Source organism: Streptomyces sp. NPDC039736, assembly GCF_055596485.1.
Map to the genome: position 1 here is coordinate 850,058 of NZ_JBVIUQ010000001.1, position 15,580 is coordinate 865,637.

Below are 15,580 nucleotides of genomic sequence, written 5' to 3' on the forward strand. Positions count from 1 at the left end.
CCGTGCCCCCGGTGGCCGCCCGCCCCGCGACGCGGCCACCGTCGCGTTTCGGCGCGGCCGCGTCGGCACCGGCTCGAAGCGCACCCGGGTACGAGTGAGGGACCGGGAACATCAACTCCCGGCCCCTCGACGCGCGATGACGTTACGTCACCGCTCCTGCGGCACCCGCCCGGGACGCCCCGCACCCCGTGTCATCGCGTACCCCGCGATGCCCGCCAGCGCGGCCAGCACGGCTCCGCCGGCCGTCCACAGCCAGCGGCTCGACCAGTTCCCGGAAGCCCAGCCGCCCTCGGGGGAGGCTTGCACCGAGATCTGCCTCGACCCGCCCTTCGCGTCGTCCTGCCGCGTCGACGCCCCCGGCACCAGCGGTGCGGTCAGCGCCCCGTCGACCGCCTTCGCGCCGCCCGCGTCGGCCACCGAGGGCCGCACCTCGGCCTTCACCGGCAGCCCCAGGTCGTCGTCGGCGAGCGCGGTCACCGTCAACCGTACGAAATAGGAACCCGGCAGCGGGTCGTTCGACGACTGCTCGGCCCACGAGCGGACGGTCCGCAGACGGCAGGCCAGCGACACCGACGACGCCTCCTTCGGCGCGGTCGCCGTCGAGGAGCCGTAGACGCACGCCTGCTTCCTGCGCAGCCCGTCGTACACGTCGAGCTGCCAGGTCTGCGCCCCGTGCCGCTGCGCCGACTGCGGCAGGGCGACCTCGGCCCGTACGGTTGCGTCCTGACCGGCGTCGGCCGGGAACACCCAGTACAGGTAGTCGCCGGTCGACGCGCCCGCCGTGGCGACCTGCCCGGGCTTCACGGCCGTCGCGGTACGGAACGACGTCCCGGCCTCGGTCGGCGCGGCCGCGTCCGCGGAGGCGGACGGCGAGGGCGTCCGGTCGGCGTTCGCCGCGGGGGCCGCACCGAGAACAACGAGCGCGGCCAGCAGCGCCCCGCTCACCACACGTGTCGTACGCATCAGTTGGTCCTCCAGACCGCAACGCGCCAGCGCGAGAGCCAGCCGAACACCAGGCCCGCGAGCAGGCCGGCCACCGCCAGCACGCCCAGCAGCCACCAGCCGTGCCCGAGGCCGAAGGACGCCACGTCGGCGGCCCGCTCCGGCGCGTCCACCAGGTCCAGCGCCAGCTCCACCGGCATCCCCGGCTCCGTCTTCACCGAGGGCGGCGCGGAGAACGAACTGCTCACCCGCAGGCACACCGTCTCCACCGGCGGCTCCTGCCCCTTCCCGGCGGCCACCTCCGCCTTCGGGTAGCGCAGCCCGGACGAGATCACGTCCGTGCGCCCGTCCCCGGACTCCTGGCCGCGCACGATCTCCCGCCCGCTGAGCGTGGAGGCCCGCACGAGCAGCCCGTAGTCGTTGTTCACCGCACGGTCCGCGCCGATGCTCACCGCGGCCCGCAGCTCCTGGCCCGGCCGTACCGCGACCCGGTACCAGCGGTGCTCGCCGAACTTCGCGCGGTCGGTGTAGAGACCGGCGGTCAGCTTCGGGGCGTCGGCGCAGGACGCGCCGCCCCGGGTGGCGACGGGGTTGACGACCGGGTCGGCCGCCCGCTCCACCAACTGCTTGACCCGCTTGGAGAGCTGCTCCTTGTGCTGCACGGCGGTGTAGGTGCCGCCGGTCGCCTCGGCGATGCAGGTGAGCTGCTGACGGATCTTCGCGTTCGGCACCAGGCCGAGGGTGTCGATCACCAGGTGGGTGCCCTTGGCCGCGATCTCGCGCGCCACGACGCACGGGTCGAGGGGGCCGCAGGTGTCCTCGCCGTCCGTGATGAGCACGATCCGCCGGGTGGCGTTCCCGCCCTCCAGGTCCTTCGCCGCGCCGAGCAGGGCCGGCCCGACCGGGGTGAAGCCGGTGGGGGCGAGGGTGGCGACGGCCGCCTTGGCCTCCGTACGGTCGAGCCTGCCGACGGGGTAGAGCGAGCGGGTGTCCTCGCAGCCCTTCTTCCTGTCCTCGCCCGCGTAGTGCGCCCCCAGGGTGCGTATCCCGAGCCGCACCTCCTCGGGCGTGGCGTCCAGCACCTCGTTGAAGGCCTGTTTCGCGGCGGCCATCCGGGACTGCCCGTCGATGTCCCTGGCCCGCATCGACCCGCTGACGTCGAGGACCAGCTCGACCTTGGGGGATTCCTTCGGGGCGCCCTCGGCGCCGTCCCCGTCGTCGGCGAGCGCCGGCGACGGGGACAGCCCGGCGGCCAGGGCGGCGAGCAGTGCGCCGCACGCCGTGGCCGCCAGTCGTTTCCTTGTGATCATCGCCGGATCCTATGAAAGATCGTCAGCGCGGCACAAAACGAGCGCCGTACGGCTACGGCCGCGGCGGCTCCAGCGTGACCAGGAACTTCTTCGCGGGCCCGACGTTGCCGGCCGCGTCGATCGTCCGGTGCTCGACCGTGTGCGTCCTGTACTCGGGCGTCGCGTCGTCCCAGGGCACCACGCGCGGGGTGCCCAGCTTCCCGTACACGAGGTCGTCGACGTTGGTCCCCGAGGGCGTGAACCGCCACGGCGCGTCCGCGTCCGTCGGCCAGCCGTAGTAGGTGTACCAGCCGTCGCCGTTCACCCGGAACTGCGAGACGACCGTCCCCTTCTGGTCGTCCTTCGCGTCCAACTTCATCGTGAACGGCCCGTCGTAGACGTACTCCACGGGCTTCCCGGGCCGCCGCACGGTGCGCAGCGGCTCGGACAGCTCGTACGAGCCCGCCGCCGCGCTCGCGTCGACGGTCCAGGTCAAGGTCTGCGGGGTACCGGCGATCCGCGCCTTCAGGGTGTGCGTGCGGCCCGCCGGCAGGGGGAGCCTGCTCAGGTCGAGGTCCCGGTCGTTGCCGAGGCTCGTCGCGACGGGCCACCCGTTGAGCGTCCAGCGGACCTGAGGACTGCGGCCGGCCGCCGGGTGCGAGGTGTCGGCGTACACGACGGACTTCGCGCCGACCGGCTTGCCGGTGCCGGTGTGCCCGGTGAACTCGGCCTTCCCGCCGGGCCGGTGCGGTGTGCGCACGGAGCGGTCGACCGTCCACGTCACGGTACGGGTCAGGGCCTGCGAGCCGCGCACCTTCGGGTCCCGTACGAACTCGGTCGGATCGGTGACCGTCGCCGTCAGCGTGTGCGTGCCCGCGCCCACGCGCAGCCGCTCCAGGTCCAGGCTGCGCGCGCCGAAGGTGCCCGGCACGGTCCTCCCGTCCAGCTTCCACGTCACGTCGAGCGCGCCGCCCACCGGGTGCAGGGTGTCGACCCAGACGGTGCGGTCGGCGCCGAGCGGGGCGGTGTTCGGGGTGTGGTCCTGCACCAGGTTCACCTTGCCGGCGATGGCCTGGGTCATCACCTCGCGCTCGACCTGGTCGAAGTCGTAGCCGAGGGTCTTCATCATGGAGTGCCTGCTGGGCCGCCAGACGCCCTTGGTGGAGTACAGCCCGCCTTCGTGCCGCCCGATCCGCCCGCCGGACAGGCTCTCCTCGCCCAGCCAGCGCCACCACTTCTGCTGCTGGGCGCGCATCTCCTCCTCGCTGAGGAGGGTGTGGTGCGCGGAGTTCGGCTCGCCGCCGGTGTACGTGCCGCCGGGGACGCCGCGTCCGTAGTAGTCGTACTCGTCGTCCAGCTTGCCGAGCGAGTGGCCGATCTCGTGCGGGGTGATCAGCGACGACAGCGCGTTGCCGCCGGACGCGGTGGCCCAGGCGCCGCCCGCGCCGCCGTAGGTCTCGCTGTTGGCGAGCGCGACGATCTGCCGGTTGGCGCTCTTGGTGCCCGCGACGAGGTCGGCGGCGGCGCTCGCCTTCCTGGTGTCGACGGTCAGCAGGCGCTGGACGCTGCTCGCGTTGCAGCCGCCCCAGAAGGCCATGTCGAGCGGGGTGTCGCGGCGGGCGTCGGTGAGGCCCGGATCGCAGTCGACGCCGGACTCGGGCGAGGGGAGTTCGACGGCCCAGACGTTGATGTACGAGCGGTAGGAGGCGAAGGGCTCGATGCTCCACAGCACGTTCATGTGCTTTTCCACGTCGGCGCGGAACTCGGGTATCTCGGCGGCCGTGTAACCGTCGCCGAGGACGACGAGGTTGAAGCGCTTGTCGACGGGGCCGGTGGTCTGCACGGGCACGACGGTGGCGTTCGCGGTGACCGGATCGCGGTCCTGCGCGGCGGCCTGCGGGGGAGCGGCCACGGAGGCCGCGAGCAGCGCGCCCGCGGCTGCGAGCAGCGCGGGTCTGGTGGTGCGTCGGATGAGTCGCATGGCGCGGAGCGTAGGGGTGCGCCGAATGCCGGGTAAAGGGGCGGGAGTTGGCCAGGTGACGCCGCGGTGCGCCGGGTGCGGGGCCGGCCGTTCGTGCGTGGTGGCGTCCCGCGCCCCGCCCGTCCGGGCCCCGCGTGCCCCGCGCCGCGCGCACCGGTGCGCGGTGGCGGCCGGGCCGGTGACACCGTGATGGCGACCCGTGACGTGTCGTCCGGGACGGGCGCGCGGCCTGTGCCGCCACCACTCGGCCGACGTTCTCCGCCCGCCGTCGCCCTCCTCCGTCCGCACCCGCCCCGGCGAGAATTCACCCTCTCGCAACACATTCCAGAATGTGGACGAACACCCATTCGGCGTGGACAAAATCCCTGCTCACTGCCACTCTCGGCGCCATGCGCCCTGTCACTCTCGCCCGCAGCCTCACTGCCTCCGTCGCCGTCTTCGCCGCCGCCCTCGCCACGGGCTGCGCCCCGCAGCCCGAGCCGTCCTCGAAGGCCGCGCCGTCGTCGTCCGCCCAGGGGGCCGCCGCCTGTCCGCAGGGCAAGCTGGCCACGGAGACCGCGGGCAAGCTGACGGTCGGGACCGACAAACCCGCGTACGCGCCCTGGTTCAAGGACGACAAGCCGGAGAACGGGCAGGGCTACGAGTCCGCCGTCGCCTACGCCGTCGCCGAGCGGCTCGGCTACCGGAAGGACGACGTGGTCTGGCAGACGGTCGCCTTCAACAACGCCTTCGCGCCGGGCGAGAAGAAGTTCGACTTCGACCTCAACCAGATCTCCATCAGCGACCAGCGCAAGAAGGCCGTCGACTTCTCCTCCGGCTACTACGACGTCCGCCAGACCGTCGTCGCGCTCAAGTCCTCCAAGGCCGCGAAGGCGACGTCGGTCGCCGACCTCAAGGACGTGAAGCTGGGCGCCCAGGTCGGCACCACCAGCCTCGACGTCATCAAGGACGTCATCAGGCCCACCCAGCAGCCGGCCGTCTACCAGAAGAACGACTTCGCCAAGGCCGCCCTGAAGAACGGCCAGGTCGACGCCATCGTCGTGGACCTCCCCACCGCCTTCTACATCACCGGCGCCGAGGTCCAGGACGCCGCCGTGGTCGGCCAGTTCGAGAACGTCCCCGGCAAGGCCGAGCAGTTCGGCCTCGTCCTCGACAAGGGCAGCGCCCTCACCGCCTGCGTCACCGGCGCGGTCGACGGCCTCCGCAAGGACGGCACGCTCGCCAGGCTGGAGAAGCAGTGGCTGGCGGACGCGGTCGGCGCGCCGGTGCTCAAGTGACCTCGCTCGACAAGATGCCGACGGCGGCGGTGGCGGGCGACGGTTACGTCCCCTCCGCCCGCCGCCTGGAACGCGAGGCGTTCAAGCGCCGCCGCACCCGCAGGGCCACGGCCGTCGCCGCGCTCAGCACCCTCGTCACCGCGGCCGTCCTCTACCTCGTCGTCGTCAACTCGCCCGGCTGGGAACGGACCCGCGAGACCTTCTTCGACCCCGCCTACGCCAGGAAGGCCCTCCCGGAGGTCCTGGAGGGCCTCTGGCTCAACCTGCGCCTCCTGGCGGTGTGCGGGGCGTGCGTCCTGGTCCTCGGCATGCTGCTCGCGGTCGCACGCACCCTGCGCGGCCCGGCCTTCTTCCCGCTGCGGGCGCTGGCGACGGCGTACACCGACTTCTTCCGCGGCCTGCCGCTGATCATCAACCTGCTCATCGTGGTCTTCGGCGTCCCGGCGCTGCGCCTGCAGGGCGTGACCACCGACCCCGTCGTCCTCGGCGGGGTCGCGCTGACCCTCACGTACTCGGCGTACGTCGCGGAGGTCTTCCGGGCGGGCATCGAGTCCGTCCACCCCTCGCAGCGGGCGGCCGCCCGCTCGCTCGGCCTCTCCCACCGCAAGACCCTGCGGTACGTGGTGCTGCCGCAGGCGGTGCGGCGCGTCGTGCCGCCCCTCCTCAACGACCTCGTCTCGCTCCAGAAGGACACCGGACTGGTGTCCATCGCGGGCGCGGTCGACGCCGTGTACGCGGCGCAGATCATCGCCAGCCGCGACTTCAACTACACCCCGTACATCGTGGCGGGCCTCATCTTCGTCGCCCTGACCATCCCGATGACACGGTTCACGGACTGGGTGACGGCACGCATGGACCGCCGGCGGGCCCAAGGAGGAACGGTATGACCACGGAACCCGTGCTGCGGCTGGAGTCCGTGCGCAAGACCTACGGCACCCGGCACAAGCAGACCGTGGTGCTGCGGGACGTCGACCTGGAGGTCCCCGCGCACACGGTCACCGCCCTGATCGGCGCGTCCGGTTCCGGGAAGTCGACCCTGCTGCGGTGCGTGAACCTGCTGGAGGAGATCGACGACGGGGCGATCCTCCTCGACGGCGAGGACATCACCGACCCCCGGGCGGACGCGGACGCGGTGCGCCGCCGGATCGGCGTCGTCTTCCAGGCGTACAACCTCTTCCCGCACATGTCGGTGCTCGACAACATCACCCTGGCCCCGCGCCGGGTGCACGGCGTCGACCGCACGGAGGCGGAGGAGCGGGCGCGGGAACTGCTGGAGCGGCTGGGCCTGGGCGGAAAGGCGGGGGAGTACCCGGACCGGCTGAGCGGTGGGCAGCAGCAACGGGCGGCGATCGTACGGGCTCTGGCGGTACGTCCGCGCCTGCTGCTCCTGGACGAGATCACGGCCGCGCTCGACCCGGAGCTGGTGGGGGAGGTGCTGGGCGTGGTGCGCGACCTGAAGGAGGAGGGCATGACCATGGTCATCGCCACCCACGAGATGGGCTTCGCGCGCGAGGTGGCCGACCAGGTGTGCTTCCTGGACGCGGGGGTGGTGCTGGAGCGGGGCACGGCGGCGGAGGTGTTCGGGGCGCCGAAGGAGGCGCGAACCCAGGCTTTCCTGAAGCGGATCGTGGAAGCGGGGCGGTTGTAGATCGTCGGGTCGGCTGTCGGTGTTGCGTGGTAGATCTGGGTCATGGGGATGCGCGGGCGACGACTTCTGAGTTACCGGGACGCGGTGGCGATCCTGGGCGGCGACAGCGAGGCGCTGGCGGCGGCCGACCGGGCGGTGAGCGGCGCGCTGTCCACCGCCACGGGCGGGGCGAGCGACGCGGTCCTCGGGCTGTTCGGGGCGCAGGGGAGGGTGCTGCGGACCGGGCGGGACGTGACACAGGGGCTGCGGGACCGGCTCGGGTCGGCGGAGCGGGCCGAGCGGACCGAGCAGATCGCGGCGGCGCACGCGGTGCTGGTGATCACGGCGTTCTTCGAGGTGCTGGCGGAGGCGGAGCTGCCGTTCGAGTTCGGCGAGCTGGAGCTGAACCGGAACGAGCAGCTCGCGCTGGCCGGGGGGCAGGTCACCGCAGACCACCTGGTGGGGAGGCTGCTGTCCGCGGAGGTGCCCCACCCGACGGCTGAACTGCCCTTCGAGGGCACCGTCGCCCAGTTGCGCGGCTGGTACTCGATGCGCGCGAATCTCCTTCGGGACTTCCTGCAGGGGCTCGCTCTCTGGGAGCGACTGGACGAGGACGGGCGTACCCGTACCAGGGCGGTGCTGCTGGGCCTTGAGCAGAGCGCCTTGGTGCGCTATCGGGAGCTGTACGCACAACTCGCTTTGGAAATACCAGAGTTCGGTTTCTGGTCGGGGCAGATCGAACACCAGGCCACACGCAGCGTCCTGCGCCAGTCGCTGGACGGGGTGGAGCGGGCCCTTCTGGGACTGACCCGCCCCGTCGAGTTCGCCCACGCGGCACACGGGCTCACCGCCTCCTATCGCGCCGCCCTCCCGCGCCCGATCCTCTCCGAGGGCGAGGCCCCCAGCGGGCTGACGGTGCCCAGCCTCGCCGGAGGGTACGTGGACCCGGACTTCCGGGTGGCCCCCGTGCCCGAAGAGGGCAGCGGTCCGGCGCAGGAGGAGTGGTGGGAGCGGGTTCCCGTACGGTCCGACCTCACCGAATTCCTCTCCGGCACGCTCACCTCGCTCGCCTCCACCACCGCCCCGCTGCTCGTCCTCGGCCAGCCCGGGGCGGGCAAGTCGGTGCTGACCAAGATCCTTGCCGCCCGTTTGTCAGGGACCGGCTTTCTGCCCGTACGGATCGTCCTGCGCGAGATCCGTGCCGAGGACGACGTCCAGGACCAGATCGAACATGCCGTACGGTCCTTGACGCATGAACGCGTGAGCTGGCCAGAACTGGTCCGCTCGGCACCCGGGGCCGTCCCCGTCCTGCTCTTCGACGGCTTCGACGAACTCCTCCAGGCCACGGGCGTCAACCAGACCGACTACCTGGTGAAGATCGCCAAATTCCAGCAGCAGGAGGCGGACCAGGGCCGGCCCGTCTACGCCCTGGTCACCAGCCGCACCGCCGTCGCCGACCGGGCCCGCTGCCCGCAGGGCACGCTCGCCCTGCGGCTGGAACCCTTCCGGGAACTCCACATCCGTCGCTGGCTGGACGTCTGGAACGGGCTGAACGCCCCGTACTTCACGGCCCAGGGACTGCGCCCCCTGCCCGCCGCCGTCGCCGCCCGGCACCCCGCCCTCGCCTCCCAGCCCCTCCTGCTCCTGATGCTCGCCCTGTACGACGCCACGGCGAACGCCCTCCAGCAGGAGACGGCGGACGGCGAGCCTCTCGCCGCCGCCGACCTCTACGAGGAACTGCTCACCTCCTTCGCCGTCCGCGAGGTCGGCAAGTCGGACGGCACCATGACCTCGCGCGAGCGGGCGGACCACTGCGAGCGTGAACTCCAGCGACTCGGCCTCATCGCTTTCGGCATCCTCAACCGCCGCCGCCAGTGGATCACCGTGAGCGAGCTCGAAGCGGACCTCACCGCCCTGCTCGGCCGGCCCGCCATCGCCCCCGCGTCCGACTTCCGCACCCCGCTGAACCAGGCCGAGATCGCCCTCGGCCGCTTCTTCTTCGTGCAGAAGGCGCAGGCGGTCCAGGACGAACGCGAGCTGACGACGTACGAGTTCCTGCACGCCACCTTCGGGGAGTACCTGGTCGCCCGGCTCGCGGTCCTGCTGGTGGACCAACTCCTGGACCAGCGGCCCGCCCTGTCGCTCGGACGGGCGCCGGTGGACGACGACCTGGTGTACGTCCTGCTCTCGTACGCGTCCCTGGCCTCCCGGCAGATGCTGCGCTTCGTGGAGGCCCGCATCGCCCGGCTCGACCCGGAGCGCCGGGAGCGCCTCGGCGAGCTGCTGATCGGTGTGATGGAGGACGCCCGCAACCGCGTCGAGCACCGGTACGCCGACTACCGGCCGATACCCCGCGCCACGGCCGCCCGGCACGGGAAGTACGAAGCCAACCTGATGATGCTGACGGTCCTGCTCACGGGCGGGGTCACCGCACGCCGGCTGTTCCCCGAAGCCGTGGACCCGGCGGGCATCTGGCCGCTGCGGGTCCAGCTCTACCGGTCCGCGCTGACCGCGCAGGAGTGGACGGAGTACGCCCTCGCGCTCGACGTGAAGCGTTCCTGGGTCGGGGACCGGCGGGAGCTGACCGTGTACCCCCTGCGGACGGAGCCGCCGGAGCCGGACCCGGTGGACCCGTACTGGGTCTACGGGTACCCGCCGTCCAGCGACACGCAGACCAGGGCTTCGTACTGGGCGCGGCAGGGGTGGGTGGAGGCCCGCCACAAGATGGTCGTCGCCGACGTCAGCCACGACGAGATACTGCGGCACGCCCTCGACCCGTTCTTCCGCCGGTTCGGTGCGGCCCTCGACACCTTCCACGGACCCCCGGGCGCTCCCGCCACCTCATGGGCGCACGACCTGCTGGAGGTGTGGCTGACGAGCCATCTGGGCACCTCCGACGCGGAGCTGACGGCGCGGTACGAACGCTGTGTGCCGCTCCTCGACGCCGCCCGGGGTTCGCAGTTCGACTACGCACGCCTGCGCCCCCTGCTGCTGGGCCAGGCGCTCCACGACGCGCCCCGGCTGCCTCTCGACCGGGTCTCGCAGATGGTGCGCTCGTGGGCGCACATGGAACCGGAGACGGTGGCGCTCCAGGCACGCGTCGCGATCAGAGCGCTGGACGCCTGCCGACGCGGGGGCGGGGAGCCGTCGGGAGACATGCCCATGCCCGCCCGCGTGCTGCGGGCCCACCTGCTCGAGATGCTGGCGGAGCTGGCAGAACACAACCCCGGGGTGTTCCTCTCCGTGGGGAAGGCCGAGCGGGGCTCCCCGGCCGCTCGCGAAGCGCTTGCCGCCCAGGAGCACAGGCTCGCCCCATCATGGGCCCGGGAAGAGCTGCGCCAACTGCACGGCCGCCCCGACCCGGACCCCGATGCGTGACTAGCCCACGTCCAGCGCGTTCCGCAGCCCCAGCCGCCACCGCGTCCGGTCGTGCCGCTTGAGCGTCTCGATCGCCGGGACCTTGTGCAGCCCCTTCACCGTGCACCGGGGCGCGTCCGACCCCGCCCGGTCCAGCAGGGCGTTGACCGCCGCCCGGGCGGAGGCGTTCGCACCCTCCATGGTGGCGAGGTCGATGTCGACGGCGACGTAATCACCGGCGAGGTAGAAGTTCGGGACGGCGGTCGCGGCGGAGGGGCGGTTGTGCAGCGTCCCGCACGGATGGATGAGGAGCTCGTCCTCGTTGGTGGGGTGCGGCGTGCCGAGGCCGTCGACGCCCGGGTCCAGGAACCACGAGTGCAGCGTGCCGTCCTTCAGGACGGTCCTGCCCGTGTCGTTCAGGGACGCCTTGAGCTGCGCCCACACCTCCCTCGCCACCTCCTCCCTGGTGCACTGCTTCGCCGTCTTCCCGTACAGGATTCCCGGCTTGTCCCACTCCGAGATGTCGACCGACAGGCACTCGACGGCCGTCCCGTCGCCGTACACGGCCGCGAAGTCGCGGCCCTTCCAGTGCCCGGCCTGGGCGATACCGGTCAGCGACCACGGGGAGTCGATGAGGTTGACGTGCCCTTCGACCATCCTCGGGCGTTCCGTCAGATAGAACTGAATGCCCGTCATCCAGTCCGTCTCCAGCTTGTCGGCACGCCCCAACTGCGGGTCCAGGGACCGCATGTCGGCGTTCCAGGTGCGGCGCGCGTGCTCCACCGGCAGGGCCGAGACGTAGTGGTCGGCGACGACCGACTGACGTGCGCCCGCCGGGTCCTCGACGACCGTCGCGCTGATCCGCCCGCCCGCCGTCTTCATCTCCCGTACCGTCCAGCCCATCTTGAAGTCGACGCCGAGCGCCCGCAGGTGCGCCTCCCACGGGTCGATCCAGGCCTCGTTCGTCGGGGCGTTGAGGATGCGGTCCGGCGGGCCGTCCGCGCCCTGGCCGAGCGCGTTGAAGACGAAGGCCTCGCCGAGCGTGCCGACCGTGCGGGTGCTGGCCTCCTCGGCCTTCGTCGCGACGATGTTGCGGGTGACGCCGATGGCGAGGATGCGCTGGTAGTCCTTCGACATGCGGGCCGCGCGCACGAACTCCCACCAGGGGGTCCTCTCCCAGGTGCTGTCGCGGCGCTCGTCGCAGCTCGTGAGGAAGACCAGTGCGCGGTTCACGAAGTAGGCGATCTCGTGGAGGGGGAGGTGGAAGGCGGTGTCCAGCAGGCCGGTCAGCACGCGGCGGATGTCGTCGAGGTCCAGGTCCGGCGGCCGGTGGCCGGGCCAGGGGATCGGCATCCGCATCTCCTCGCGGCCGCCCGAGCGCGCGAACATCATCTCGGGTGGGGCGATCAGGTTGTCCCACACCCCGTTGGCGTTGCCGGGGAAGGGGATGCGGCGCATCGTGTCGGGCAGGTTGTGGTAGATCCCGGGGATGAACCGGAAGCCGTGCTCGCCGGGGAGGGGCCTGCGGTTGCCCTTCGCGCTGCCCGGCACGTCCATGCTGCGGGCCTTGCCGCCGAGGGCGCGTCTCTCGTACACGGTGACCTGGAAACCGCGTTCCGCCAGTTCGTGCGCGGCGGTCAGGCCGGCGACGCCGCCGCCGAGGACGGCCACGGACTGGCCGGCCCCCGCGCGCGGGGGCGCCGCCTGCGCCGCGCCCGCGGGGAGCGCGCCGAGAGCCGCGGCCCCGCCGACGGCGGCCGCTCCGGCCACGAAGGCGCGACGGGAGGTTTCGGTTCCGGAGGCACGTCGGGAAGTTCCGGCGGCTCCGTCAGTACGTCGGGAAGTGAAGCTCGTGCGGTCCATCTGCCCAGCCCCTTACCAGTGGTAACCGACACATGAGTCGCAGGAGCATAGAGCGGCACCACTGGAACGGGAAGACGTCTGCCAACTGTCATGACCGACAGGGGAGTTGGGGTGTCCGAAAGGTGTTGCCCCGTCGGGTCGAACCGTGTTCAGCCCCGGGCGCGCACGGCCCTCAGCCCTGAGCCCGGTACACGTACGAGTCGGTCAGCGGCAGGGGCAGGTCCGGCCGCCATGCGCGCAGAACCGCCGCCGACGGCACGAACAGCGCGTCCGGAATCTCTTCCGGGGCGAACCACTCCCACCGCAGGATCTTGTCCGGCTCCATGACCTGCGCGACAGCGTTCCCGGCCGGGGCGAGCACCGCCGCCGAGATCCGGTTCAGACCGTAACCGCTGTCCAGCGTCACGCCCACGACCCGCACCAGGGAGGCGTCCAGCGACAGGCCGGTCTCCTCGGCGAGCTCCCGCAGCCCGGCAGCCTCGAAGCTCTCGCCCGTGTCCACCTTGCCGCCGGGCAGCTCCCAGCGGCCGTTGTGGCCGAGGCCGAGCAGGACGCGGCCGGTGGCCGCGTCCTGGACGATCACGCCGACGCCGGCGAGGCAGTTCGGGGTGGGCGCGGTGCGGGTCTGCGTGTCGGTGGCCGGGTCGGTGAGGTGTCGTACGTCGTTCATGGTCGTCGAGCGTAGGCGGTACGGCCGGGCAGGCGGGGGGCGGGCGGCGGGCGCCGGGCGGGCCGCCGCACTCCGTCCGCCGTGGCGGGCGACGCCACGGCCGGTCTTCCGCCGCGCCGGGAATGTCCGCCGTCTGTCATCCTTGGACAGGACAAACAGCAGGTGGAGGGGCGTGCGACGTGACGGCAGGAGAGGTGCCCGAGGAGTACCTGGAGGGGTACGCCCGGTTGCTCCGCGAGGTGGCGGAGACCGGACGGCGGCTCGACCGCGACGAGCTCGAAGCCCGGCGCGCCCTCGGCGAGCGGGCCGCCGAATCGGGGCTCGGGCTGCGGGCCGTGGTCCGCGCGTACCTGACGCGGACCAGGGGGCAGTGGCCGCCCACGGCGGGCAGGACACCCGACCAGGTGCTGGCCGCCGTCGAGCAGGCCGTCGACGCCGTCGCCGAAGGGTACGAACGTGCCCAGCGCATGGCGATCCGTCAGGAGGAGGCGGTACGGAGGGAGTTCGTCGACGACCTGCTGCACGGCCGCAGCGACCTCGGCCGTCTCGCCGCGCGGGCGGAACGTTTCGGACTGCGGTTCTCCCGCGCCCACAGCGTGGCCGTCGCCGAGGGGCCCGACGCCATCGAGGACGGCGACGCGATCAGCCGGACGGTGGAGAACTCCCTCACCGCCCGCTTCACCGACCGCCGCATCCTGGTCGCCAGCAAGGACGGACGCCTGGTGTGCGTCGCGCCGGGCGAGCAGAAGGACGTCCTGCACCACTTCGCCAAGCAGGCGCACGCCGCCGCCGACGACATCCTGGTGGCCGTCGGCCGGCCGCACCCCGGCGCGGGCGGTGTCGTGCACAGCTACGAGGAGGCGCTCGGGGCGCTGTCGCTCGCCGAGCGGATGGGCATGGAGGGGCCCGTGCTGTACGCCGCCGACCTGCTGGTCTTCCCGGTGCTGGGCCGGGACCGGCAGGCCCTCGAAGACCTGGTGCGCAGCGCGCTCGGCCCGCTGGAGGAGGCGCGCGGCGGGGCGGGGCCGCTGGTGGAGACCTTGCGGGCGTACTTCGACGCGGGCTGCGTCTCCGCGGAGGCGGCCCGGCGGCTGAACCTGAGCGTGCGGGCCCTGACGTACCGCCTGGAACGCATCCACCGGCTCACCGGCGCCGATCCCTCGGACCCGCTGCGCCGCTACACGCTCCAGACGGCGGTCATCGGCGCGCGCATGCTGGACTGGCCGTCGAAGGAGATCTAGGGCCGGGCCTCGGGTGCACGAATCGCCATGCGCGCGGGGGGGGGAGTTGGGGAACTCGCGGGTGCGCCCGGGCGGCGGGGGTCGACGGTGCCACGCTCCCCGGGCATCGCCATGACGCCCCGATCGCGCCCCGCCGCCGCACCGGTGCAGTGCTTCCGGGCCGGACGGGGCCCCGGGTCGTACGGGGTTGGAGAGCCCCCGTCACCCCACCTCCGCCGACGCCGCCGCGTAACACGCCCCCCGCCCCTCCGCCCGCGCCACGACCCGTCCGTTCCGCACCCGCACCGCGACCTCCGTCGCATCGCTCACCGCCGACACCCCGGCCGCCCCCGCGACCACCCCCGACTCGTCGTGCACCACCCGCACCCCCGGCCACACCCCCCGGGGAAACGCCTGCCGCAGCGCCACCCCCAACTCCGCCACGGTCAGCCGCGCCAGCGGCCCCAGCTCACCGGGCTCACCCGTGACCAGCACGGCGGTGACCGTCTCCCCGGCGGGCGCCGCCACCCGCAGCGCCTCCTCCACGGCCTCCAGCCGGTGCAGCCCGAGGACGGCCACCACCCCGTCCTCCGCCGACGGGGCCACCTGCCCGCGCAGCGCGTCGGTCGCGGCCGGCGGCGCCCACGCCTCGTCGACGGGCCGTGCCTTGGCCACGAACGGAAGGTGCGGCGGCGCCCACGCGCCGGCCGAGCTCTCCAGAGCCAGCTCCGCGAGCTGCTCGCACGCGGCGACCACCTGGAACGGGTCCCCGAACCCCGGTGCTGCCGCCGCCAGTTGATCCGCCCCGTGCAGCAGGGTCAGCGCGGTCTCCGCCACCGGCACCAACCGCGTCCGGCCCCGCCCGGCCAGCCCCTCCAGTGCCGTCCCCAGCACGATCGCGTCCAGCTTGAGCAGTTGCGCGTACGGCTCCCGGGTCTGCGCGTCCGCGAGGACGACCGACGGCAGGTCCCGCGCCGGATGCTCGGCGCTCTCCGCACCGGCCAGCGGGAAGCGGGCGACTCTGCCCCGGGCGAGCGCGCCCAGCGCCTCGCGCACCGTGTCGACCGAGGCCGGGGGAGCGGGTGCGACCTCGCGGCTCGCGAGGTCGGCCAGCACGGCGAAGTACAGCGCCCGCTTGCCGGGGAAGTTGGAATACACGGCCCCCCGGGTGAGCCCGGCCCGCTCGGCGATCCGGTCGATCTTGGCGTCCCGGAACCCGCGCTCACCGAATTCCTCCCGTGCGGCCTCCAGCACCTTCCGCCGGTTCATCTCCTGCACTTCGGCCCTGGTCAACCGGCCCATGTCACTCCTGTCGCACTCGTCTCCCGGGATGCCGCAGCCGCTCCAGCCACAC

General features: G+C 72.8%; 11 protein-coding genes. 5 read left to right on the top strand and 6 right to left on the bottom strand.

The window, feature by feature from the left end; translation table 11 throughout:
* Window positions 1-147: 147 nt before the first annotated feature.
* From ACZ56L_RS03600 to ACZ56L_RS03610, 3 genes are read right to left on the bottom strand one after another with little or no spacing between them, the layout of a single operon-like run.
* Entirely contained in the window at window positions 148-963 is an 816-nt protein-coding gene (locus ACZ56L_RS03600) for a hypothetical protein (RefSeq protein ID WP_401759230.1), read from the bottom strand.
* The gene (locus ACZ56L_RS03605) at window positions 963-2,252 is read right to left on the bottom strand and encodes a VWA domain-containing protein (RefSeq protein WP_345218554.1); all 1,290 of its coding nucleotides are present in this window, start codon (window positions 2,250-2,252) and stop codon (window positions 963-965) included. The genes ACZ56L_RS03600 and ACZ56L_RS03605 overlap by 1 nt, the downstream gene beginning before the upstream one ends.
* A gap of 52 nt (window positions 2,253-2,304) precedes the next feature.
* The gene (locus tag ACZ56L_RS03610) at window positions 2,305-4,212 is read right to left on the bottom strand and encodes a M64 family metallopeptidase (protein WP_471061083.1); all 1,908 of its coding nucleotides are present in this window, start codon (window positions 4,210-4,212) and stop codon (window positions 2,305-2,307) included.
* A gap of 389 nt (window positions 4,213-4,601) precedes the next feature.
* Here ACZ56L_RS03610 and ACZ56L_RS03615 point away from each other — a divergent pair, with 389 nt between their 5' ends.
* The 4 genes from ACZ56L_RS03615 to ACZ56L_RS03630 are packed head-to-tail and all read left to right on the top strand — an operon-like array spanning window position 4,602 to window position 10,494.
* Complete coding sequence (locus ACZ56L_RS03615) at window positions 4,602-5,489, top strand: ABC transporter substrate-binding protein (RefSeq protein WP_345218558.1); 888 nt, start codon at window positions 4,602-4,604, stop codon at window positions 5,487-5,489.
* A gap of 14 nt (window positions 5,490-5,503) precedes the next feature.
* On the top strand, window positions 5,504-6,376 hold the full coding sequence (locus ACZ56L_RS03620; protein WP_471061685.1) for an amino acid ABC transporter permease: 873 nt from the start codon (window positions 5,504-5,506) through the stop codon (window positions 6,374-6,376).
* A complete protein-coding gene (locus tag ACZ56L_RS03625) occupies window positions 6,373-7,137 on the top strand; it encodes an amino acid ABC transporter ATP-binding protein (protein ID WP_471061087.1) in 765 nt (254 codons plus the stop codon). Before ACZ56L_RS03620 ends, ACZ56L_RS03625 begins: the two co-directional genes overlap by 4 nt.
* A gap of 42 nt (window positions 7,138-7,179) precedes the next feature.
* On the top strand, window positions 7,180-10,494 hold the full coding sequence (locus tag ACZ56L_RS03630) for an NACHT domain-containing protein (RefSeq protein WP_471061090.1): 3,315 nt from the start codon (window positions 7,180-7,182) through the stop codon (window positions 10,492-10,494).
* On the opposite strand, the gene ACZ56L_RS03635 is transcribed toward ACZ56L_RS03630, so the two are convergent.
* Both ACZ56L_RS03635 and ACZ56L_RS03640 read right to left on the bottom strand, forming a co-directional pair.
* On the bottom strand, window positions 10,495-12,243 hold the full coding sequence (locus tag ACZ56L_RS03635; protein WP_471061093.1) for a hydroxysqualene dehydroxylase: 1,749 nt from the start codon (window positions 12,241-12,243) through the stop codon (window positions 10,495-10,497).
* 265 nt (window positions 12,244-12,508) lie between these two features.
* Entirely contained in the window at window positions 12,509-13,006 is a 498-nt protein-coding gene (locus ACZ56L_RS03640; RefSeq protein WP_471061096.1) for a nucleotide triphosphate diphosphatase NUDT15, read from the bottom strand.
* Window positions 13,007-13,185: 179 nt separating this feature from the next.
* Between ACZ56L_RS03640 and ACZ56L_RS03645 the strand changes: the two genes are divergently transcribed.
* Window positions 13,186-14,247, top strand: a complete 1,062-nt coding sequence (locus ACZ56L_RS03645; RefSeq protein WP_471061099.1) for a PucR family transcriptional regulator — start codon at window positions 13,186-13,188, stop codon at window positions 14,245-14,247.
* Window positions 14,248-14,448: 201 nt separating this feature from the next.
* On the opposite strand, the gene ACZ56L_RS03650 is transcribed toward ACZ56L_RS03645, so the two are convergent.
* Window positions 14,449-15,528: a TetR family transcriptional regulator gene (locus ACZ56L_RS03650; protein ID WP_471061102.1), complete on the bottom strand. Its 1,080-nt coding sequence runs from the start codon at window positions 15,526-15,528 to the stop codon at window positions 14,449-14,451.
* Between the last annotated feature and the right edge of the window lie 52 nt (window positions 15,529-15,580).

Bases quoted from the DNA above. Each gene is read 5' to 3' on its own strand.
- ACZ56L_RS03600 (WP_401759230.1), bottom strand. From the start codon at position 963: ATGCGTACGACACGTGTGGTGAGCGGGGCGCTGCTGGCCGCGCTCGTT.
- ACZ56L_RS03605 (WP_345218554.1), bottom strand. From the start codon at position 2,252: ATGATCACAAGGAAACGACTGGCGGCCACGGCGTGCGGCGCACTGCTC.
- ACZ56L_RS03610 (WP_471061083.1), bottom strand. From the start codon at position 4,212: ATGCGACTCATCCGACGCACCACCAGACCCGCGCTGCTCGCAGCCGCG.
- ACZ56L_RS03615 (WP_345218558.1), top strand. From the start codon at position 4,602: ATGCGCCCTGTCACTCTCGCCCGCAGCCTCACTGCCTCCGTCGCCGTC.
- ACZ56L_RS03620 (WP_471061685.1), top strand. From the start codon at position 5,504: ATGCCGACGGCGGCGGTGGCGGGCGACGGTTACGTCCCCTCCGCCCGC.
- ACZ56L_RS03625 (WP_471061087.1), top strand. From the start codon at position 6,373: ATGACCACGGAACCCGTGCTGCGGCTGGAGTCCGTGCGCAAGACCTAC.
- ACZ56L_RS03630 (WP_471061090.1), top strand. From the start codon at position 7,180: ATGGGGATGCGCGGGCGACGACTTCTGAGTTACCGGGACGCGGTGGCG.
- ACZ56L_RS03640 (WP_471061096.1), bottom strand. From the start codon at position 13,006: ATGAACGACGTACGACACCTCACCGACCCGGCCACCGACACGCAGACC.
- ACZ56L_RS03650 (WP_471061102.1), bottom strand. From the start codon at position 15,528: ATGGGCCGGTTGACCAGGGCCGAAGTGCAGGAGATGAACCGGCGGAAG.